The following is a 21833-nucleotide window of genomic DNA, read 5'->3' on the forward strand; positions in this document are numbered from 1 at the left end:
TCACAGGTCCGGGTCGGTGTCCTTGGCGTTGTCCATCGGGCGCAGCGGCTTGCGCAGCGGAACGATCATCATGCTGAAGTCCGCCGAGGCGATGAGGCGGTCCTCGGTGTCGGTCACCCGGCACTCGACCACGATCAGCTGGCGGCCCGCCTTCAGGATCTCGGCGCGTGCGTAGACGGCATCGCCGTGCGGCCGGCCGAGATAGCGCACATGCAGGTCGGCGGTGACCAGGCTCTGCCGGCCGGGTTCGAAGCCGCTCCCCCGCGCCGCGGCCGTTCCGGCCGCCACGTCGATGAGCGTGGCGATCGCGCCGCCGTGCAGGTTGCCGGTGCTGTTGAACGCCTCCGGGCGTACCGGCATGGACAGCACGGCGTGGCCTTCGCCGATCTCGACGATCTCCAGGCCGAGCAGCTCGTGGAGCGGCGTGGCACGGCGGAGCGCGGAGCGTACGAACTCCCGGTCGGACTCCGGCAGGTCGACGATCCGCACCGTGCCCGAGGGCATCTCCGGCGGCCGGGACACCCGGATCTCTGGCTGGTCGGCCACCGGCTGGTCCGCCACCGGTTGCTCGGCCACTGGTTGATCGGCCATCGGACTCCTTCTGCTTCGCGCCGGGCGTTTCCACGCCCACGACCTGCGTACCCAGCACGCCGGGCACGACCACAAGGATCTCAGCAACGGGCCGACGTGTCCCGTTACGCGCCCGGGCACGTCGGGTATCGACCGGCGCACCCACGGTGCGCGCGGGACGGCTGGGACCACTGGATCGCCGGTTCACCAGCCGATATGACGGCGTCGGCGTGTCACGCCACGCAATGTAATTAATTTGCAACCTGTAGTTCGGCGAAACAACCAAAATCCACCCGGATTTCATTGCAGAGTGCGTGAACCTGATGCGTTGAGACGACGTGATCAGGACGGGGATGAGACACACAGGCGAAGGGGATCCGCCATGAGGCATGCACGTGATGAGGTGACCGCGGCGATCGAGGCCGCGACCGGGGTTCTGGCGATCAGTGGCCGCTCGGAACCTCCCGAATACGAGAATCCGGACGTCAGCTGGGGGGAGCTGGCGAGTGAGGGCGTCTGGGCGCCGACGCGTGACGGGCAGCGCATCCACATCGGCGTCGCGGGGACGTCCGAGGACCGCGCGGCCACGATCGTCAGGCCGAGCCTGCGCGTCTTCGCGGGGCTCGAGACCGACACGGACGTGATGGGGCAGACGACGGCCGCGGGGGTCCGGTTCGTCACGGTGCTGAACGGCCCGGACGCCCCGGAGGAGTTCCGCTTCCCGGTACGGCTCGGCGACGGGCTGTCGCTGGACACGACGCCGTCCGGCGGGTACGACGTGGTGCACGAGCGGTACGGGGCCACGGTCGGCCGGTTCTACGCGCCCTGGGGCTGTGACTCGCTGTACCGCACGATCCCGGCGGAGTACCGCCTGGAGGGCACCACGATCGTCATGACCGTGCGCCACCGGGACGCCGACGCGCTCTACCCCGTGATCGCCGACCCTCATTACGTTCGCTGACCGCACGTACGGGGCCGGTAAGCATCACGGAAGGAATACGGTGATGTCAGAGGCAACGTCAGCGAAGTCGGCGACAGGTCGGCGTTGAACGGGAGTTCCAGTGCTTTTCAGTCATGACACGGAGCACGCGCTTGGGACCGTGGTCGATCTGGTCAACACGGGGCCGTCCGTGGCCGGGGAGGATCACCTCCCCGACCTGACGACACTCCAGGAGTTCGTCGACCATAACGAGGTGAGCGACGTCTGCGACCTGGACGCCACCGACCTGGAGGCGACGCTGCGCCTGCGCGACCGGTTCCACGAGCTGTTCCAGGCGCCGGAGGACACCGAGGGCACCGTACGCCGGGTCAACGCGATCGTCGGTGAGGCGCGTACGTCGCCGCACCTCACCGACCACGACGGCTACGACTGGCACGTGCACTTCTTCGCCCCCGGGTCGCGGCTGGCCGAGCACCTTGCCGCCGAGTGCGGCATCGCGCTCGCCTACGTCGTCGCCGCCGGCGAGCTCGACCGGCTGCGCGTCTGCGAGGCCCCGGACTGTTCCCGTGTCCTCGTCGACCTGTCACGCAACCGCTGCCGCCGTTACTGCGACAGCCGTACGTGCGGCAACCGCATGCACGTCGCCGCCTACCGGGCGCGGCAGCGCGAGTCCGCCGCGCGCTGACCCGCCAGGGAGTCGAGGGCCTGGCGCGCCGCGGCGACGTCGTGCACGCGAAAGACGCGCGCGCCCAGCCACGCGGACACGCCGAGCACGGCCATGGTCCCGACGCCGCGCTTCTCGACCGGCTCGCCGAGCGTCTCGCCGATGAAGTCCTTGTTGGAGACCGCGACGAGCACGGGCCAGCCGGTGGCGGACAGTTCGCCCAGCCGCCGCGTTATCTCCAGTGAGTGCCAGGTGTTCTTGCCGAAGTCGTGGGCCGGGTCGATGAGGATCGCGTCCCGGCGTACCCCTAGGGAGACGGCGCGCTCCGCCTCGGCGGTCACGTACCGGATCACGTCCGCGACGACGTCCTCGTAGCCGGCCCGGTGCGGGCGGGTGCGCGGGTCCAGGCCGCCCGCGTGGGCGCACACGAGCCCGATGCCGTGTGCCGCGGCGACCTCGGCCAGCCGGGGGTCGACACCGCCCCAGGTGTCGTTCAGCAGGTCCGCGCCGGCCTCCGCGACGGCCTCGCCCACCTCCGCGCGCCAGGTGTCGACACTGATCACGACCTCCGGGTGACGCTCGCGTACGGCCACCACGAGGTCGACGACACGCCGCAGCTCCTCACGGACGTCGACCTCGGCGCCGGGACCGGCCTTGACGCCGCCGATGTCGATGATGTCCGCGCCCTCCGTGACCGCCGTATCGACCGCGGTGAGCGCCGCGTCGAAGCCGTACGTCGCGCCGCGGTCGAAGAAGGAGTCAGGGGTGCGGTTGATGACCGCCATGACCGTGGGGCCCTCCAGCGACCGGCCGTGCAGCCGCAGGGGAGCGTCCGCTCCGGTCACCGGCGGGCTCCCCACGGGCGGCGGGTCGCCCGGCCCCGCCGTCGCGGGCGCCGCGAGACATAGACGAGACCCTCACGCACCACGACATCGTACGCGGGCACACCGTGGCTCGCGGGACCGCTGCGCACGCTCCCGCCGTCGAGCGCGAACCGCCCGCCGTGGAGCGGGCACTCCAGGCAGTCCTCGACGATCGTGCCCTTGCTGAGCAGGGCGCCCGCGTGCGAGCAGCGCAGGCCGAGGGCGTACAGCCGTCCACCGGCCCGGCAGAGCACGGCCGGGGGCTCCCGCAGCCGGCGGATCTCCCCGTCCGCGAGATCGCCGTCCGCGCAGACGCGGACCAGCCCCCCGTCGCCGCGACGCCGCCACCTGAAGATCCGCACGCCCAGCATGATGCGGTGATCTTCTCGCACTTCGGCGGCGCATTCCATAGCCGTCGCGCGCGGTGAGCGGCGGTCCGCGTACGCCCTGCCTCGAACCGGATTCGGTCTCAGCGCCTCCCGCTGTCGCTTCGGGCCCGGCGGGACGGCTAATCTCTGTGAGACGAAACGGGCATAGTCCCGTGAGCTTGGAGGTTCCGCTGACCACGCGAGCGCTCATCACCGGGATCACCGGGCAGGATGGCTCCTACCTCGCCGAGCATCTGCTCGAACGGGGGTACGAGGTCTGGGGTCTGGTCCGGGGCCAGTCCAACCCGCACGTCTCCAGGCTGCGCAAGCACATCGGTGACGTGCGGCTCGCCTACGGGGACCTGCTCGACCAGGGCAGCCTCATCTCCGCCGTGGAGAAGGTGCGGCCCGACGAGGTGTACAACCTCGGCGCCATCTCGTTCGTGCCGATGTCGTGGCAGCAGGCCGAGATCACCGCGGAGGTCACCGGCATGGGCGTGCTGCGCATGCTCGAGGCGATCCGGGTGGTCAGTGGCATCGGCGGATCACGCACTCCCGCCGGCGGCCAGATCCGCTTCTACCAGGCGTCCTCCTCGGAGATGTTCGGCCAGGTGCGCGAGACCCCGCAGAACGAGCGCACGCCCTTCCACCCGCGCAGCCCGTACGGCGTCGCTAAGACCTACGGGCACTTCATCACGCAGAACTACCGCGAGTCGTACGGCATGTTCGCGGTCAGCGGCATCCTGTTCAACCACGAGTCGCCGCGCCGCGGGTCGGAGTTCGTGACCAGGAAGATCACTCTCGGCGTGGCCCGGATCAAGCTCGGCATGACCGGGAAGCTGACGCTCGGGAACCTGGAGGCGCGGCGGGACTGGGGTTACGCGGGTGACTTCGTCGGGGCGATGCGGCTCATGCTCGCCGCCGAGACGCCCGAGGACTATGTGATCGGCACCGGACAGACCCAGTCCGTACGCGAGCTGGTCGAGCTCGCCTTCGCCACGGCCGGCCTCGACTGGCGTGACCACGTGGTCACCGACCCCGCGCTCACCCGGCCGGCAGAGGTCGACCTGCTGTGCGCCGACCCCAAGAAGGCCCGCGACCAACTGGGCTGGGAGCCGAAGGTCTCCTTCGAGGAACTCGTCACGATGATGGTCGATTCCGACCTGGCGCTGCTGTCGCGCTCGGACCGGCCCGAGGACGAACCACTGAGTTTCGACCACTGGTAAGCAGTGTCGGCCCGGCATGCGACCATGGCCGGGTGTCCTCCCAACACGGGTCCCCGGATCCCGCGGTGATCGTCCCGTCGAAACCTCTGCGGCTCTCGGAGGCGAGCGGTCGATGGGTGCTGGCCGCCACCGTGCTCGGCTCCAGCCTGGCGATGCTCGACGCCACGATCGTCAACGTCGCGCTGCCGCGCATCGGCCGCCAGTTCGACTCCTCGGTCGCGGGTCTGCAGTGGACGGTCAACGCCTACACCCTCACCCTCGCCGGCCTGATCCTGCTCGGCGGCTCGCTGGGCGACCGCTTCGGGCGCCGCAAGGTCTTCATGATCGGCGTCGTCTGGTTCGCCCTGGCCTCCGCGCTGTGCGGCCTGGCGCCCAGCATCGGCGTGCTCATCGGGGCGCGTGCGTTGCAGGGCATCGGCGGCGCTCTCCTGACACCGGGAGCCCTCGCCATCATCCAGGCGTCCTTCACGCCTGCGGACCGGCCGCGGGCGATCGGCGCCTGGTCCGGCCTCGGCGGCGTCGCCGGGGCGATCGGGCCCTTCCTCGGCGGCTGGCTCATCGCCGCGGCCGGCTGGCGCTGGGCCTTCCTGCTCAACCTCCCGGTCGCGGCCGTCGTGCTGCTCGTCGCGGCGCGGCATGTGCCAGAAAGCAAGGACGAGTCCGAACACCACGGCTTCGACGTGCTCGGCGCCGCACTCGCCGCCCTGACGCTCGCCGGGGTGACCTACGCGCTCACCGAGGCCCCCTCGAAGGGATCGATGACGGCCGTCGTGGTCGCGGCCGTGCTGGGAGTGGCGGCGGGCGTGGCGTTCGTCGTGGTCGAACGGCGGCGGTCCGGCGGGCGTGGCCCGAGCCCCATGCTGCCGCTCGGCATCTTCCGGTCACGCCAGTTCACCGCCGTCAACGTGGTGACCTTCATCGTGTACGGCGGCATGGGGGTGCAGTTCTTCCTCCTGGTCGTCGACCTGCAGGTCGTGGCCGGCTACTCCCCCGTGGTCGCGGGCACGGCCCTGCTGCCCGTGACGATCCTCATGCTGTTGCTGTCCTCCCGCATGGGCGCGCTGGCCCAGCGGATCGGCCCGCGCTACCCGATGACGGCCGGACTGATCCTCGCCGCCGCCGGCATGGCGCTGACGTACCGCATCGGCCCGAACGCCTCCTACGTCGCCGACGTGCTGCCCGCCGCCCTGGTGTTCGGCCTGGGCCTGTCGATGGTGGTCGCGCCGCTGACCGCCACGGTGCTGGCCACGGCCGACATGCAGCACGCGGGCGTGGCCAGCGGGGTCAACAACGCGGTCGCCCGCGCGGCCGGCCTGCTGGCCGTGGCGGGGGTCCCGCCCGCGGTCGGGCTCACCGGCACCGCGTACAACGACCCGGGCGTGTTCGACCACGGGTTCCACACGGCGATGACGATCGGGGCGCTGCTGCTGGTCGTGGGCGCGGCACTGAGCTTCTTCATCGTCCACGACGACGTGCTCAGCCCCGACCTCGCGACCGCGAGCCCCGAATGCGACTTCAACTGCCCGATCGGCGCACCGCCCCTCGAGCCCGGCACCACCCACCAGCCCGCCTGACGTCCGATCCGGTGCCCGAGACGCGGTTCATCCCTGCGACGACGGTCCGGCGGCCGGTGGCGCTGCGTGTCGGCCACGCTCCGGCGAGGAGCGCGGCGTACAGCGTGCCGGCCCGCAGCCGGACCCTTCCGTCAGAAATCAGCTCGGCGTCGCGCATGATCCCGTAGCCGTGCTGAGCCCGATCGGCCAGAGCCGTAAGGATCAGGAACGTCGGCTCCTGCATCTGCCTGCTCATGTCAGCTTTATCTACCGATCATCGGTACATGACAAGATCGACCCCGTTGACGTGCCCGTTCGCCCGATCATGGATTCCCGGCGATGATGGATCGCATGTCACTGACGACGGCGTTCACCGCCTCCCTGGGGCTCCGGCATCCGATCGCGCTCGCGCCGATGGGCGGCTCCGCCGGCGGCGCGTTGGCGGCCGCGGTATCCAACGGCGGCGGGCTGGGTCTGGTCGGGGGCGCCCGAGGTGACCGTGACTGGCTCGAACGAGAGCTCGCGCTGGTCAGCGGCCAGACGACAGACCCCTGGGGCATCGGCTTTTGGGCCTGGGCCGTCGACGCCGAGACCATCGCATGGGCGCTGGAGTACGAACCGGCCGCGCTGATGCTCTCCTTCGGCGACCCCGCCCCCTTCGCGCCACTCGTCCGCGACGCGGGCGTCAAGCTGATCGTGCAGGTCACCGACCTTGACGAGGCGAGGCGGGCGCTCGATGCCGGCGCCGACGTGATCGTCGCGCAGGGAGGCGAGGCCGGAGGGCACGGTGGGTCTCGCGCCACTCTGCCGTTCGTGCCCGCGGTGGTCGACCTGGTCTCGCCGACTCCCGTACTGGCCGCGGGCGGGATCGCCGACGGGCGCGGACTGGCCGCCGCTCTGGCCCTGGGAGGGGCCGGCGCGCTGCTGGGCACGCGCTTCCAGACGAGTCTGGAAGCGCTCGTTCCGCCGGAGGTCACCAAGGCGCTCCTCGACGGCCGAGGGGAGAACACCGAGCGCAGCCGCGTGCTGGACATCGCCCGGGGCGCACCGTGGCCCGAGCGCTACACGGCACGGACACTGCGCAATGAGTTCCTCGACCGGTGGAAGGACCGGGAAGGCGAACTCGCCCAGGACACGGCCGTCCAGCAGGCATACCGCGCCGCCGCGGCACGGGGTGACCTCGACGTCGTTCCGGTCTGGGCCGGCGAGGCTCTTGACCTCATCACCTCGGTCGGCTCGGCGGCCGAGATCGTCGCCGACCTGGCGGCCGAGGCCGAACGCGCCCTCGCCTCGGCGGGTAACGGCTGACCGAGGCCAGAGCGATCCCGGCGGGCCGCGAGCGATCGCGCCCGGGTCCTCCTTCTACGACGGGTCAGCTGCGGCTCTTGGCGAACGCCAGGAAGTCGCGTGCCACCGGAGGCAGCGGGCGGCGGACGTGGACTAAGCCGATCGTCGTCGTGATCGGCGGCATGAACGAGCGGACCGCCAGGCCGTCCACCGCCTCGACCTGGTTGCGGTACCAGAGCAGTGATCCGACGCCCGCGCGTACCCAGGCGAGCCAGGAGCCGCGTTCGTTGGACTCCACGGCGGGGACCGGGGTGACGCCGATGCGGGACAGCACCCCGTCGAGCTCGGTCCGGCGGGCGCTGCCACGGGCCGGCATCACCAGCCGCAGGCCCTCGAGCGCGGACAGCGGGACCGGCTCACGGAGGTTCAGGCCCGGCGGGGAGATCAGCACGATCTCCCGCTGCTCCAGCGGATGCGCGGCCAGGTCGCCCGGGACCGGCAGGTCGGTCAGGGCCAGGTCGGCGCGGCCGTCGCGTACGGCGGCGCCGACCGACTCGCGGCCGTCGCAGCGGACCACCCGGATCCGCGTCGCCGGCTGTTCGCGGGCGAACTCCGGCAGCAGGCGCGCGGTGAGCTCGGGTTCGAGTGTGGAGGTCGACGCGACCCGCAGCTCCCCCGGCCGGCCGCCGGCGGGCGCGGCCGAGAACGTCTCGATCGCGTCGACCGCCTGCAGGGCGTCGCGCGCGTACCGGACGATCTGCTCGCCGGAGTCGGTGAGCACGACCCCGCGGCCGGCGCGGGCGAACAGTTCGACGCCCAGCTCACGCTCGAGCTCCCTGATGGCACGCGACAACGCCGGCTGTGCGACGAACAGGGCCTGCGCCGCCGCGGTCATGGTGCCGTGGTCGGCGGTCGCCACGACGTAGCGCAGCTGCCGCAGATTCATGGCTCGACGGTAGGGCAATGCGCCGGGCCGAGTCCTGGACATAGCCGGAATCGGCTCGGACATTCGCCCACCGGGGACGATGCTCAGAGCCCCCCGGGTGGACGCGCGTGGCGAGCGGTGTCCAGGCCGCCGCCTGGACACCGCGCAGTATCGCCGTCCTGTCCGTTCGAACTCTGACGAGCCCGCGCGGGTAGGGCGCGCGCCCGTCCGTGCGGGCCCTCAGTCGAGGTCGGCCCCGTACGTCTGCTTCACCACGTCGAGGTGGTGCCACGACTCCCCGACCCAGACGCCCGGCACCGCGCGTACCGCCTCGAGGGTGCTCAGCAGCAGGTCACGGGACGTGGCGTCGATCCCGCAGACCAGGTCGTAACGGCCGAAGCCAGTGACCACGTAGTTGATTCCCGACAGCCGCGCGATGCGGCCGGCGGCGGTCTCCACGTCCGACGAGACACGGACCCCGACCCCGGCGAGCTCGCCGGAGCCGAGGGCACGTGAGTCGACGATGCCGCTCACGTGGATCACTCCGGTGCGCATGAGCCGTACGGCACGCGCGCGGGTCGCCGCCTGGGAGAGGCCGACGACCTCCGCCAGCCGGGTGTACGGCGTGCGGCCGTCGTGGGTGAGTTCGCGCAGCAGCCGCCAGTCGATCTCGTCCAGGGAGACGTCGGGGAGTTCGGTGACGACCGAGTGCGCGTCCTTGACCACGGAGATGACGCGAAAGACCTCCACGCCACGTACGCCGGGCAGTGACCGGACCCCGTCGACCTCCTGGGCGAGCTTCGCGTCGTCGCGGACGCGTACCTCCGCGACGACGGCGTGCGCTCCGGTGGCCAGGGCGGCGAACCAGGCCGCGGACTTTCTGGCGACGGCGTCGACCACGTGACGAGCGGGGCCGTCGACGTCGATGAAGAGATGACCGATGGCGCCGGTTCCGATCACGGACGCGTGCACGATGCCGACCACGCGCACGATCCCCGAATCCAGAAGATGCTGCACGCGTGTGCGCACGGCCGTGCGCGACAGGCCCACACGGTCGGCGAGCGCCTGGAAGGTCGCCCTCCCATCCCGCTGTAGCTCGCGTACGAGCACAGCGTCGACCGCATCCAGCACGGGGGTCCTCCTAGAGCCTGTATGTTCCTGCAACCGCTTGCATGATCATTTCATTACTGACGTCTTCGTCGCGAAAACGGAGCGTTGTTCGTGTTCGTCCGTGCGAGGACCACGGATCTGTCGGTGTGGCGCGGAGTCGGTGCCGAAAGCCGCGCGGTTCGTCTTCCGGCGGCATGGCAACGTCCGGGATCATGGTCCTAGAACTCGCGTCCCAATTCGGCGAGGATTTCGCGAGCCTCGTCTCGTGCGGTTATAGCTGCCTCTTCGTTCCCTTTCGTCGCATGTGTGTCGGCGAGACAGCGAAGCGTCTCGGCGACGTCCAGCGACTCCTGAAGGTCGCGGAAGATCCGCAGAGACTCCTCCAGTTGCCCGGCGGCCGCGTCGGCGTCGCCGTCGGCGAGGAGCATCTCCCCCGCGAGCCGCAGCACATGCCCCTCACACGTGCGCCAGCCGACGTCGCGAAAAGTCGTCATCACCAGATCGAGCAGTGGCCGCGCCTCGTCGTGGCGTTTCTGCCGGACCAGGCACTCCCCCATCCGCATCTGCACCACGGCCTCGCTCAGCCGGTCACCGATCGCCCGGAACGTCGGCAGCGCCTGTTCGAGCAGCCGCAGCGCCTCGGCGTAACGACCCAGCTCGAGCTCAACGGTCGCCAGCCGCCGTAGCGCGTGCGCCTCGCCCATGGCGTTGCCCGCGCTCTGGTAGAGCCGGAGCATCTCCTCGAACCGCGCCCGCGCCGGCTCCGCACGTCCCTGGTCCAGGTCGCACAGGCCGAGGCCCTCGACGGCGTACGCCTCGGCGCGCCGGTCGCCCAGCTCACCGAACAGCCGCAGCGCCTCCGCCCACAGCGGCCTGGACGCCTCGGGGTCGCCGTTGATGCGCACCGTGCCCGCGACCCCGCAGAGCGCGCCGGCCCGGCCGTACCCGTCGCCGATGCGTTCGCACAGGGCACCTGCACGCTCGAAGTGCCGCCGCGCCTCGCCGAACTCGCTCTGCACGTAGAGCATCGCGCCCAGGTTGATCTCCGATGCGGCCTCCCCGCGCAGGTCGCCGGACTCGCGCGCGGCCGAGAGCGCGTCGTCGCAGCAGCGGCGCCACTCGACCACGTCCCCGCAGAACTCGAAGAACGGCAGGCTCGCGCTGGCGAGCTCCCAGCACAGCCCGGGAAGGCCGGCCGAGCGCGCCTGTCCGACCATGGCCGTGATGGCCGAGCGCTCGCTCTCGAACCAGCCGAGGGGGTCGCCCAGCAGGGCGTCCGCGGCCTCCTCGTCAAGTGGCCGGCGGGGCGCGTCGCCGGACAGCGGCGCGTAGTAGCAGTTGGGGAGCCGGCGTTCGGCCTCGTCGGCCAGGGCGAGCCAGGCCGAGAGCGCCCGGCTCAGCGCCGCCCTGCGCGCCTCCGGCGGCTCCTCGGCCACCGCGCGCTCGCGCGCGTACACGCGCAGCAGGTCGTGGAAGCGATAGCGCGGCTGGTCGGTCGCGTCACGGCCGGCGACCTCGAGCAGCCGGGCGTCGACCAGCTCCTCGACCAGGTCCTCACCCTCCGGCATCGGCACGTCGACCAGTGCCGCGGCGGCCCACGCGGCGAAGTCGGTGACCTCGAGCAGCCCGAGCAGCCGGAACGCCCGCTGGGCGACGGCGGACAGGCCGCGATGGCCGAGCGCGAGGCTGCCGCGCACCTCCAGGTCGGCGTGGACCAGCTCGTCGAGGCGCCGGTGCTCGTCGGCGAGCCGCCGGGCGAGACGGTCGAGCGTCCAGTGCGGCCGCGCGGCGAGCCGCGCCGCCGCGATCCGCAGCGCCAGCGGCAGCCGGTCGCACAGAGCCGCGACGCGGTCGGCGGCCTCGGGCTCGGCGGTCACCCGCTCGGCCCCCGCGACCCGCGTCAGCAGCTCGGCCGCCTGCGCCGGCTCGAAGGCGTCCAGCTCGATGCGGGTGGCCCCGGCCAGTCCGGTGAGACGCCGCCGCGAGGTGACGATGACCGCGCACAGCGGGCTGCCGGGTAGTAGCGGCCGGACCTGACTCTCGTCCGCCGCGTTGTCCAGCACGATGAGGGCACGCCTCGCGTCGAGGCGGGTGCGGTAGAGGTCGGCGCGCTCGTCCGGGTCGGCGGGAATGGCCGCCCCGTCGACGCCGAGCCGGCGCAGCAGCCGTCCGAGCACGCCCGACGGGTCCGCCGGGGTCGCCTCGGTGCCCCGCAGGTCGACGTACAGACGCCCGTCGGGGAACTCCCGCCGCAGCCGGTGGGCCACGTGCACGGCGAGCGTGGTCTTGCCGACACCGCCACGTCCGCTGATGGCGATGATCGGCACCGCGCCGTACGGCTCGGGCCGCCAGGTCAGCGCGCCGGCGATCTCGGCGACCTGTTTGACGCGGCCGGTGAAGTCGGCGATGTCGGGCGGCAGCGGCGACCGCCCGGCCGCGGGCACCGGCTCGGCGGCCGGGCCCGGCGAGGTGTCGTCGGCGAGGATCGACTGCTGGATCCGGCGCAGGTCGGGGCCGGGTTCGAGGCCGAGCTCGCCGACCATCGTGTCGCGCGCGTCGTGATAGGCGTCGAGGGCCTCCGAACGCCGGCCCGCACGGTGCAGCGCGCGCATCAGCTGGCCGCGGAAGCGCTCGCGCAGCGGATGCGCCGCGACCAGGGAGACCACCTCGGGGATGAGGTCGCCGGCACGGCCGAGGGCGAGATCGGCGTCGATCCGCTCCTCGATGGCCGTCAGCCGCCGCTCCTCCAGGCGCGCCGCCTCCGCGGCGAGGCCGGGCAGGCCGCCGAGCGCCGGCCCGCGCCACAGGGCGAGAGCGGTCCGCAGCTCCTCCGAGGCGCCTGCGGGGTCGAGACGGCGCGCCACGGCGATCCGGCGTTCGAACTCCAGCAGGTCGACCTGGCCGGTCCGCAGCACGTAGCCGGGAGGGACGGTCACGATGACGTCGCGCACCGGCTCTCCGCCGGGGTCGGCGACCCGCCAGGCGCGGCGAAGCGCGGACACGCACGCCTGGATCTGCGCGGTCGCGGTCGTCGGCGCGCGATCACCCCACACCGCCTCGATCAGACGGTCGACGCTCCGCACACGTCCGGGGTCGAGTGAGAGTGCGGCGAGTACGGCACGGGCGCGCGGACCGAGGGGAACCGACGCTGCGCCGTCCCACAGCTCCACCGGACCCAAGAGCCTGACCTGCATGCCTGCCTCTCAGCGAGGGGTTCCGGCCTCGACGTACGGCGCCAGGGGAAGCGCCGTGAGAGAAGGCCGGCAAGATCCTTAGCTCAGCTCAGAACTTAAGTGTCGCATGAAGAAATCACTCATGGTCAACACTGAAGGTAGGAAAGGTTCCTATTCGCGGTTTCTCACCCCCGTTTCGGAGGTGACTCGAGTCGTCTCGTGACCGTTATGTCCCAGGGGGCGCCTCCGGTAGCCCCCGATGTGGGGGTTGCCCCCACATCGGGGGCCGGGGTCCGCCGGATGATCCCAGCGGCGTTGGCCGGACACGGACTCGACCGAGCGGCGGCCGGTGACACCGTTGTTGTGTGCCGCCGCCGGCGGCGGTCCGCCCAGGTGCCGCAGCCGCTCTCGTGTTCTCTCGATGGAGGGTGTCGCCGTCGAGTACAAGTTTTGTGCGCGTGACCTGGTCGTCCGTGGCCGGGTAAACGATCGCTAGGTCCACGTTCTGATGGTTCGCGGCACACTGTCCGGATGCGATGGCGACGTCTTGCCGCGGCGGTGCTCCTCCTGGTGGCCGGCGGCGCGCTCGGAGGCTCGGCCGGGCGCACTCACGCGGACATCCGCCCACCCGTACGGCCGCGGCGTCCGGCCCGTCCGGTACGTGCCGCGGCACCGCGCGTCACGCCCTCGCCCACACCGCCGCGCCCACACGGCATGGTCTTCCATGGGGCGCGCGGCTCCCGGATGGTGGCGCTCACCTTCGACGCCGACATGACACCCGGCATGTGGCGCTCGCTCGACGCGAAACGGGTCAGATCCTCCTACGACCACCGGATCATCAAGACGCTGGACGCCACGCACACCCCGGCGACCATCTTCGCGACCGGGATGTGGATCAAGCGCTATCCGGACGTGACGAGAACGCTGGCGGCCGACCCGCTGCTGGAGTTCGGCGACCATTCCTACCAGCACAGCGCGTTCTCCACGCCGTGCTACGGCCTGCCCGTACTGGCGCCGCGGAAGCGCACGGCGGACGTCCGGCACGCCGCGTCGATCCTCGACCGGTACGTGCCCGGCCACACCGCCTACTTCCGGTTCCCCGGCGGCTGCCACGACAAGGCCGCGGTACGCGCGGTCCTGGCGGCGGGGGTCACGCCGGTGCAGTGGGACGTGATCAGCGGCGACGCGTTCGGCCACGACCCGCACGCGATCACGCGCACCGTGCTGCGCGAGGCGAAAGGGGGCTCGATCGTGGTCATGCACCTGAACGGCCCGCCCAACGCCCCCGAGACGCACGCCGCCCTGCCGGGTGTCATCCGGGGCCTGCGCGCCAGGGGACTGCGGCTGGTGACGGTCTCGAAGCTCCTCGCCGATTCCTCTTGAACCGGGCACTCGCGGGTATCCATCAGAATGGAGGATGGCCCTTTCCGGGCTATTCGCCCAGATGACGGACGGTGTTGACGAACGTGCACCTGCTGAACGGTGATCAACCGGTTCACGACCTGACCTACAACGACGTCTTCATGGTGCCCCGGCGTTCGGACGTCGGTTCCCGCCTCGAGGTCGACCTGTCGACCTCCGACGGCAGCGGCACGACGATCCCCGTGGTGGTCGCCAACATGACCGCCGTGTCGGGCCGCCGGATGGCCGAGACCATCGCCCGCCGCGGGGGTCTCGCGGTCATTCCCCAGGACATCCCGGTCGACGTCGTCGCCGACGTCATCAGCTGGGTCAAGGCCCGTCACCTCATCGTCGACACGGCGATCAGGCTGAGCCCCGGCAGCACGGTCGGCGAGGCGCTCGGCCTGCTGTCCAAGCGCGCACACGGCGCGGTGATCGTCGTCGAGGAGGGCCGCCCCGTCGGCGTGGTCACCGAGGCCGACTGCCTGAGCGTCGACCGGTTCACCCAGCTCAGGGAGGTCATGGCGCGAGACCTGCTCACGCTCCCCGACACCGTCGACCCGCAGAAGGCCTTCGAGACCCTTCACGCCAGGGGCCACCGGCTCGCCCCCGTGGTCGACGTCGAGGGGCGCCTGACCGGCGTGCTGACCAGGACCGGAGCCCTGCGCGCCACGCTCTACGAGCCCGCCGTGGACGCCGGAGGGCGGCTGCGCGTGGCGGTCGCGATCGGCGTGAACGGCGACGTCGAGGAGAAGGCCGAGGCGCTGCTCGCGGCGGGCGCGGACGTCCTGGTCATCGACACCGCGCACGGGCACCAGGAGAAGATGATCGGCGCGTTGAAGCGCGTGCGGCGCCTGGACCCGCAGGTGCCGGTCGTGGCCGGCAACGTGGTGACCGCCGAGGGCGTGCGCGACCTGGTCGAGGCGGGTGCCGACGTCGTCAAGGTGGGCGTCGGGCCGGGGGCGATGTGCACGACCCGCATGATGACCGGCGTGGGCCGTCCCCAGTTCTCGGCCGTGCTCGAGTGCGCGGCCGAGGCGCGCCGCCTGGGCCGGCACGTCTGGGCCGACGGCGGGGTGCGGCATCCGCGCGACGTGGCGCTGGCCCTGGCCGCCGGCGCGGCCAACGTCATGATCGGCTCGTGGTTCGCCGGGACATACGAGTCCCCGGGCGACCTGCAGCGCGCCTCCGACGGCCGGCTCTACAAGGAGAGCTTCGGCATGGCCTCGGCGCGCGCCGTACGCCTGCGGACCGCCGACGACTCCCCGTTCGACCGCGCCCGTAAGGCGCTCTTCGAGGAGGGGATCTCGACCTCGCGGATGTACGTCGACCCGCAGTCCCCGGGCGTCGAGGATCTGCTGGACGGCATCATCGCGGGGCTGCGCAGCTCCTGCACGTACACCGGCGCGCGGACGCTGGAGGAGTTCCACGAACGTGCCCTGGTCGGGGTGCAGAGCTCCTCGGGCTACGCGGAGGGTGAGGCGCTGCACGTCAGCTGGTGATCGCCGGCGGGTCGCTCGCGTTCGAGCATGTCCGCGATGGGTGGATCATAGAAGGGACGTCGAGTCGAGGACGGTGACATGCCCCGCATCGAGGGGTTTGAGGCATATCGCATGGCGATGCCGCGTGGCCGCCGGCCAGAGAGCATCGTCGTCCGGGTCACCGGCGACGACGGCCTCTCGGGCTGGGGCGAGGTGGCGGGCTCCGATATGTGCTGGGCCGACATCGAGGATCGTGTCGGACCCGCCCTGCTCGGTCTCGAATGGGAGCTGCCCGAGGAGGTCGGCGGCGTGGGCGGCCTGGGGGGCAGCGCCGCGGCCTCCGCGACGGACATCGCCTGCTGGGATCTGTGGTGCCGCCGTCAGGGCAGCCCGCTCTCCCACTCGCTCGGCGGCACCCGTACCTCGATCATGGCGGGGGCCCGGCTGAGCGCCGAGCCGACCCTCGACGTGCTGCTGACCCGCGTCAACCGCCTCGTCGGCGGTGGCTACACACGCGTGACCCTCGCGGTGCACCCCGGCTGGGACGTCGAGCCGGTCCGCGCGGTGCGCCACGCCTTTCCCGCCATCGCCCTGCAGGCCGACGCGGGCGAGGCCTACACCGAGTCACCGGAGCACCTCAAGGCGCTGGAGGCCCTGGACGCGTACGGCCTGCTGGCGATCGAGCGCCCCTTTCCCGGCGGCGACCTGCCCGCGTACGCGCGCCTGCAACGGCAGATCGGCACGGCCGTGTGCCTGGACCCGGCCGACCTGGAGACCGTCGACACCGCCATCGCGATGAACGCCGGCCGGATGCTGGGCCTGCGCATCGCACGGCTCGGCGGCCTGACCGCCGCACGTGGCGCGCACGACCGTGCGCTCGCGGCCGGATGGGACACCTGGTGCGGGGGCGCGGACGGGTTCGGCATCGGCCAGGCCGCCGCGGTCGCGCTGGCCAGCCTGCCGGGCTGTGACCTGCCCAGTGACGTGACCGAGACGCCGACGGCCACCGCCGTCGTGACGCCACCGGTGGCCATCACCGGTGGCGTCGTCGCCGTGCCGCTCACCCAGCCGGGCCTGGGCCACGCGATCGACGAGACCCGGGTGGCGCGGCTCGCCCGGCAGTCCCTCCGCATCCCCGCCTGAGGTCAGACGCCCGGCAGCCTGCGCGGCGAGTCGCGCAGGTAGACCGCCCACGTCACGGCCGCGCAGAGCGTGTAGAACGCGATGAAGGCGGCATAGGCGCCGTCGCCCGACCCGTACGCGAGGAAGGACTGCCGGAAGGCCAGGTTGACCAGGACGCCACCGAGGGCGCCGATCGCGCCGGCGAGGCCGATCAGGGCCCCGGACAGCCTCCGGGCCTCCGCTTCCACCGGCGTCTTCGCGCGGAAGATCGCCGGGATCATCTTGTACGTCGAGCCGTTGCCGATCCCGCTGAGCACGAACAGCGCCACGAAGCCGGCGATGAACAGCGGCAGCGAGCCCCGTGCCGAGGCGAGCAGGACGACCGCGGCGCCGAGCGCCATCGCGACGAAGCCCGCGAACGTGATCCTGGCGCCGCCGAGCCGGTCGGCGGCCCAGCCGCCCACCGGGCGGACCAGCGAGCCCAGCAGCGGCCCGAGGAAGGTGAGGTAGGCGGCCTTCACCGGGGTGTCGAAGTCGGTGGCGAACTGCACCTGCAGCACCTGGCCGAAGGCGAAGCCGAAACCGATGAACGAGCCGAACGAGCCGACGTAGAGCAGCGAGACGATCCAGGTGTGCGCGTCCCCGGCCACGTCGCGCATGGCCCGCCGGTCGTTGCGGACGCCCGTGAGGTTGTCCATTCCGAACGCGGCGCCGAGGGCGGCCAGGACGATGAGCGGCACGTAGACGCCGGCCACCAGCCGCGGATGGCCGGCTCCCGCCAGGGCCAGGACGGCCAGGCCGACGAGCTGCACCGCGGCCACGCCCAGGTTCCCGCCGCCGGCGTTGACGCCCAGGGCCCAGCCCTTGAGGCGCTGCGGGAAGAAGGCGTTGATGTTCGCCATCGAGGAGGCGAAGTTGCCGCCGCCGACGCCCGCGACCGCGGAGATCGCCAGCAGGGTCCCGTAGGAGACGCCGGGTCTGATCAGGACGGCGGCGAGCAGGGCGGGGACGAGCAGCAGCGCCGCGCTGACCATGGTCCAGTTTCGGCCGCCGAACCTGGCGACCGCGAAGGTGTACGGCAGCCGCAGCACCGCTCCGAGGGCCGTCGGAACGGTGGTGAGCACGAACTTGCCGGCCGGGTCGACGTGGTACTCCGGCCCGAGGAAGAGCACGAGCACCGACCACAGGCTCCAGACCGAAAACCCGATGTGCTCGGAGAAGATGGAGAAGACGAGGTTGCGCCGTGCGATCCCGGCGCCGGTCCCGGCCCAGAACTCCGGGTCGTCGGGTCGCCAGTCGGCGATCCACCGGCCGTCCGTGCCGGTGGCCGGTGGGCGTTGCTCAACGGTGGTCATGGAGGGGGACGGTAGGAAGCTGCCGTTTCCCGGCCGTGTGCCGCGTGATTCGGCGGCGATACGTTCCGCGCACCCGGCGGAGACACGCGTTGTGAGCGCACCGCTGGGCCGCGCCTCCGGTGAGCCGCTTGTTGCCGCCGGGTAATACACGGGACTCAGCGGCGAAACGTCCCGGCCGCACGATCGGCGCATGCCGCCGACACCCACGCACTGCCCGTACTGCGCGCTGCAGTGTGGCATGTTCGTCGACGCCGAGGCGATGATCACGCCACGCGAGGACGTCCCGGCCAACGCCGGCGGGGCGCTGTGCCAGAAGGGCTGGACCGCCGGGGAGCTGCTGTCGGCCCCGGACCGGGTGACGGCACCGCTGATGCGGGCGCACCGCGACGCCCCGTTCGAACGGGTCTCGTGGGAGGCCGCGCTGGACCGGATCACCGCCGAGGTGGGACGGGTCCAGGACAGGCACGGCCGCGACGCCGTCGCGGTCTTCGGCGGGGGCGGGCTCACCAACGAGAAGGCCTACCAGCTCGGTAAGTTCGCGCGGGTCGCGCTGCGCACCGCCAACATCGACTACAACGGCCGGTTCTGCATGTCCTCCGCCGCGGCGGCGCAGAACCGTGCGTTCGGCCTGGACCGCGGCCTGCCGGTGCCGGTCACCGACGTTCCGGAGGCCGGCGCGATCCTCCTGGCCGGGGGCAACGTCGCCGAGACGATGCCGCCGTTCGTACGGCATCTGGCCGCCCAGCGGGAGCGGGGCGGGCGGCTCATCGTGGTGGACCCTCGGGAGACCCCTACGGCGCGGCTCGCCGACCTGCATCTGCAGCTCACGCCGGGCACCGACCTGGCGCTGGCGAACGGGCTGCTGCACCTGGCGATGACCGAGGGGCTGATCGACGAGGCGTACCTCGCCCGGCGCGTGTCGGGCCTCGAGGCGGTCCGTACGGTGGTCAACGCGTACTGGCCGGAGCGGGTCGAGCGGATCACCGGCGTGCCGGTGCCCCGGTTGCGCGAGGCCGTCCGGCTGCTCGGCACCGCCGCCCGCGCCCTCATCCTCACCGCGCGCGGCGCCGAACAGCACGCCACCGGCACCGACACGGTCACCGCGTTCGTCAACCTGGCCCTCGGGCTGGGACTGCCCGGCCGGCCCGGCTCCGGCTTCGGCTGCCTCACCGGCCAGGGAAACGGGCAGGGCGGCCGCGAGCACGGCCAGAAGGCCGACCAGCTGCCCGGATACCGCAGGATCGACGACCCGGCGGCGCGGCGGCACGTCGCCCGTGTGTGGGGCGTCCGCCCGGAGGACCTGCCCGGCCCGGGGCTGTCCGCGGCCGAGCTGCTCGGCGCACTGGGCACCGAGGACGGGCCGCGTGCCCTGCTGGTCTTCGGCTCCAACCCGGTGGTGTCCGCGCCGGACTCGGCGCGCGTCGAGAAGCGCCTGGACGCGCTGGAGTTCCTCGCGGTCGCCGACTTCGTGCCGTCGGAGACCGCGATGCGCGCCGACGTGGTGCTGCCGACCGCCCAGTGGGCCGAGGAGACCGGCACGGTCACGAACCTGGAGGGCCGGGTGCTGCTGCGCCGCGCGGCCCGTCCCAGGCCGGCCGGGGTCCGCGACGACCTGGAGATCATCGCCGCGCTGGCGGAGCGGCTGAAGGCCCCTGGCCGGTTCAGCACCGAGCCGTCGGAGGTGTTCGAGGAGCTGCGCGCGGCCAGCGCGGGCGGCATCGCCGACTACTCCGGCATCACCTACGAGCGAATCGTCGCCGAGACCGGGGTGTTCTGGCCCTGTCCGGGCGAGGGACACCCGGGTACGCCTCGCGTCTTCCTCGACAGATTCGCCACGCCCGACGGCCGCGCCCGTATGGTGCCGGTCGAACACCGGGGCCCGGTCGAGCGGCCCTGCGCGGACTATCCGCTGCACCTCACCACGGGACGCGTGCTCGCGCACTACCAGAGCGGGGCGCAGACCCGGCGCGTCCGCGCGCTGGTCGATGCCGTGCCGGAGGCCTTCGTCGAGCTCCATCCCGACCTGGCCGGGCGGCTCGGCGTCGACGACGGCGCGACCGTCCGGGTCACCAGCCGGCGGGGAAGCGCGGTCGCCAAGGTCCGGGTCTGCGCCACGATCCGGCGCGACACCGTCTTCATGCCCTTCCACTGGGCCGGCGCCGCACGCGCCAACCTGCTGACCAATCCCGCGCTCGATCCGATCTCACGGATGCCGGAGTTCAAGGTGTGCGCCGTACGCGTGGACGCCGTGGACCAGGACAGAGGAACGGGGAGCCGGGGATGAGAACGGTGATCGTGGGCAACGGCATGGCCGGCTCACGGCTGGTCGGTGAGCTGAGAAGCCGGGACCGGCGGATGCCGATCACCGTCTTCGGCGCGGAGAAGGCCAGGCCCTACAACCGCGTGATGCTCTCGAACGTCCTGGCCGGGGCGTCGGCGCCCGGCGACATCCACCTCACCGATCCCGGGTGGTACGCCGACAACGACGTCGACGCGCGGCTCGGCCTGCCGATCACCCGGATCGACCGGCGGGAGCGGACCGTCACGTCGGCCGACGGCGACGTCACGCCCTACGACGCGCTGGTGCTGGCCACCGGGAGCACGCCGGTCGTGCCCCCGCTGCCCGGACTGGACGCCGAGGGTGTCGTCGTGTTCCGCACCCTCGAGGACTGCCGGGCCATCGTCCGGCACGCCGAGAGCGCGCGGTCCGCGGTCGTCGTGGGCGGCGGGCTGCTCGGCCTGGAGGCCGCGCGCGGGCTGGCCGGGCGGGGCGTACCGGTGACCGTCGTCCACCGGGCCGGGCATCTGATGGACCGGCAATTGGACCCCGAGGCCGGCGGCGTCCTGCGCCGCACGCTCCACGACCTGGGCGTCCGCACTCTCCTGAACGCCCGCCTGAGCGCCGCGCGCGCCGAGGTCGGCCGCGTGAGCGGCGTGGAGCTCGACGACGGCACGGTCCTGGCGGCCGATCTGGTCGTGCTCGCCTGTGGTGTCAGGCCGGAGACCGGCCTGGCCACGGCCTCCGGCCTGACCGTGGACCGCGGTGTCCTGGTCGACGACCGGCTGCGGTCCGTCGACGACCCCGGCGTCCACGCGATCGGCGAGTGCGCCCAGCACCAGGGCACGGTGTACGGGCTGGTCGCGCCGGCGTGGGAGCAGGCACGGGTGGTCGCCGACGTCCTGACCGGCCGTACCGCGCGCTATCGGGGATCCCGGCTGGTCACGCGGCTCAAGGCGACCGGGATCGAGCTGGCCGCGATGGGCGAGACGGGCCTGGGCGACGACGAGGCCGAGGTCGTCCGCTTCACCGACCCCACGCGCGGCACGTACAAGAAGATCGTGATCAGGGACGGTCTGCTGGTCGGTGCGATCCTGCTCGGCGAGACCGGTACGGCCGGGCTGCTCACCCAGCTGTACGACCGTGCGGAGCCGCTGCCCGCCGACCGGCTGCACCTGCTGTTCGACGGCCTGGGCACGGGCACCCCGGTGGACACGCCGGTACGGATCCCGGACACGGCGACCGTCTGCCGGTGCAACAACGTCACCAAGGGACGTATCCGGGCGAGCTGGGAGGCCGGTGCGCGCGACGTGCCGGGCGTCGCGGCCGAGACCAGGGCCACCACCGGCTGCGGCGGCTGCCGGGACACCGTGGTGGGAATCCTGGAGTGGCTGGACCGCCAGGACCCGGGCCCTCACCACGAGCCGGGGGCGGAGGTGAGCCGGTTGTAGCACGGCGGCAACGGCGCGGACTCGGCGGTGAAACGCCTCCTCGCCAGGCTCGATGTCACGATCCCA

Annotated in this window: 17 protein-coding genes; 10 read left to right on the plus strand and 7 right to left on the minus strand. The window is 72.3% G+C overall.

Going from position 1 to position 21833, the window contains the following annotated elements; genetic code table 11:
• Complete coding sequence (locus tag FB559_RS38745; protein WP_246122791.1) at positions 1 to 591, minus strand: PaaI family thioesterase; 591 nt, start codon at positions 589 to 591, stop codon at positions 1 to 3.
• Positions 592 to 952: 361 nt separating this feature from the next.
• Here FB559_RS38745 and FB559_RS38750 point away from each other — a divergent pair, with 361 nt between their 5' ends.
• Positions 953 to 1531 (plus strand): hypothetical protein, encoded by a 579-nt coding sequence (locus tag FB559_RS38750; RefSeq protein ID WP_141962579.1) that lies wholly within the window; start codon positions 953 to 955, stop codon positions 1529 to 1531.
• A 100-nt stretch (positions 1532 to 1631) separates the two neighbouring features.
• On the plus strand, positions 1632 to 2195 hold the full coding sequence (locus FB559_RS38755) for a CGNR zinc finger domain-containing protein (protein WP_141962580.1): 564 nt from the start codon (positions 1632 to 1634) through the stop codon (positions 2193 to 2195).
• On the opposite strand, the gene folP is transcribed toward FB559_RS38755, so the two are convergent.
• Both folP and FB559_RS38765 read right to left on the minus strand, forming a co-directional pair.
• Positions 2159 to 2959, minus strand: a complete 801-nt coding sequence (folP, locus tag FB559_RS38760; RefSeq protein WP_141963219.1) for a dihydropteroate synthase — start codon at positions 2957 to 2959, stop codon at positions 2159 to 2161. The two genes, FB559_RS38755 and folP, sit on opposite strands and share 37 nt — an antisense overlap.
• Before the next feature lie 56 nt (positions 2960 to 3015).
• Positions 3016 to 3399, minus strand: a complete 384-nt coding sequence (locus FB559_RS38765; RefSeq protein WP_185792681.1) for a Rieske (2Fe-2S) protein — start codon at positions 3397 to 3399, stop codon at positions 3016 to 3018.
• A gap of 197 nt (positions 3400 to 3596) precedes the next feature.
• Here FB559_RS38765 and FB559_RS38770 point away from each other — a divergent pair, with 197 nt between their 5' ends.
• The 3 genes from FB559_RS38770 to FB559_RS38785 all read left to right on the plus strand — a co-directional run bounded on the left by FB559_RS38770 (position 3597) and on the right by FB559_RS38785 (position 7492).
• A complete protein-coding gene (locus FB559_RS38770; protein WP_141963221.1) occupies positions 3597 to 4631 on the plus strand; it encodes a GDP-mannose 4,6-dehydratase in 1035 nt (344 codons plus the stop codon).
• A 32-nt stretch (positions 4632 to 4663) separates the two neighbouring features.
• The gene (locus FB559_RS38775; protein ID WP_246122793.1) at positions 4664 to 6205 is read left to right on the plus strand and encodes an MFS transporter; all 1542 of its coding nucleotides are present in this window, start codon (positions 4664 to 4666) and stop codon (positions 6203 to 6205) included.
• Positions 6206 to 6535: 330 nt separating this feature from the next.
• On the plus strand, positions 6536 to 7492 hold the full coding sequence (locus FB559_RS38785) for an NAD(P)H-dependent flavin oxidoreductase (RefSeq protein WP_141962583.1): 957 nt from the start codon (positions 6536 to 6538) through the stop codon (positions 7490 to 7492).
• A gap of 64 nt (positions 7493 to 7556) precedes the next feature.
• Here the strand turns inward: FB559_RS38785 and FB559_RS38790 are convergent, their stop codons facing one another.
• The 3 genes from FB559_RS38790 to FB559_RS38800 all read right to left on the minus strand — a co-directional run bounded on the left by FB559_RS38790 (position 7557) and on the right by FB559_RS38800 (position 12700).
• Complete coding sequence (locus FB559_RS38790) at positions 7557 to 8417, minus strand: LysR family transcriptional regulator (RefSeq protein ID WP_141962584.1); 861 nt, start codon at positions 8415 to 8417, stop codon at positions 7557 to 7559.
• Between the two features lie 219 nt (positions 8418 to 8636).
• A complete protein-coding gene (locus FB559_RS38795) occupies positions 8637 to 9527 on the minus strand; it encodes an Lrp/AsnC family transcriptional regulator (protein WP_141962585.1) in 891 nt (296 codons plus the stop codon).
• Positions 9528 to 9724: 197 nt separating this feature from the next.
• Positions 9725 to 12700 carry an AfsR/SARP family transcriptional regulator gene (locus FB559_RS38800; RefSeq protein ID WP_141962586.1) on the minus strand — a complete coding sequence of 992 codons (2976 nt, stop codon included), beginning with the start codon at positions 12698 to 12700 and terminating at the stop codon, positions 9725 to 9727.
• A 510-nt stretch (positions 12701 to 13210) separates the two neighbouring features.
• Between FB559_RS38800 and FB559_RS38805 the strand changes: the two genes are divergently transcribed.
• The 3 genes from FB559_RS38805 (at position 13211) to FB559_RS38815 (ending at position 16704) form a co-directional block, all read left to right on the plus strand.
• On the plus strand, positions 13211 to 14062 hold the full coding sequence (locus FB559_RS38805) for a polysaccharide deacetylase family protein (RefSeq protein ID WP_141962587.1): 852 nt from the start codon (positions 13211 to 13213) through the stop codon (positions 14060 to 14062).
• A gap of 83 nt (positions 14063 to 14145) precedes the next feature.
• Entirely contained in the window at positions 14146 to 15582 is a 1437-nt protein-coding gene (locus tag FB559_RS38810; RefSeq protein ID WP_141963225.1) for a GuaB1 family IMP dehydrogenase-related protein, read from the plus strand.
• Positions 15583 to 15693: 111 nt separating this feature from the next.
• Positions 15694 to 16704 (plus strand): enolase C-terminal domain-like protein, encoded by a 1011-nt coding sequence (locus tag FB559_RS38815; protein WP_246122794.1) that lies wholly within the window; start codon positions 15694 to 15696, stop codon positions 16702 to 16704.
• Between the two features lie 2 nt (positions 16705 to 16706).
• Here the strand turns inward: FB559_RS38815 and FB559_RS38820 are convergent, their stop codons facing one another.
• Positions 16707 to 18038 (minus strand): nitrate/nitrite transporter, encoded by a 1332-nt coding sequence (locus FB559_RS38820; RefSeq protein WP_141962589.1) that lies wholly within the window; start codon positions 18036 to 18038, stop codon positions 16707 to 16709.
• Positions 18039 to 18228: 190 nt separating this feature from the next.
• Between FB559_RS38820 and FB559_RS38825 the strand changes: the two genes are divergently transcribed.
• Together FB559_RS38825 and FB559_RS38830 are read left to right on the plus strand one after the other, a co-directional pair.
• Positions 18229 to 20322 carry a molybdopterin oxidoreductase family protein gene (locus tag FB559_RS38825; protein WP_141962590.1) on the plus strand — a complete coding sequence of 698 codons (2094 nt, stop codon included), beginning with the start codon at positions 18229 to 18231 and terminating at the stop codon, positions 20320 to 20322.
• Positions 20319 to 21767 (plus strand): FAD-dependent oxidoreductase, encoded by a 1449-nt coding sequence (locus tag FB559_RS38830; protein ID WP_141962591.1) that lies wholly within the window; start codon positions 20319 to 20321, stop codon positions 21765 to 21767. The genes FB559_RS38825 and FB559_RS38830 overlap by 4 nt, the downstream gene beginning before the upstream one ends.
• Positions 21768 to 21833 lie beyond the last annotated feature (66 nt).

This window comes from Actinoallomurus bryophytorum (assembly GCF_006716425.1).
In the GTDB taxonomy this organism is placed as follows: domain Bacteria; phylum Actinomycetota; class Actinomycetes; order Streptosporangiales; family Streptosporangiaceae; genus Actinoallomurus; species Actinoallomurus bryophytorum.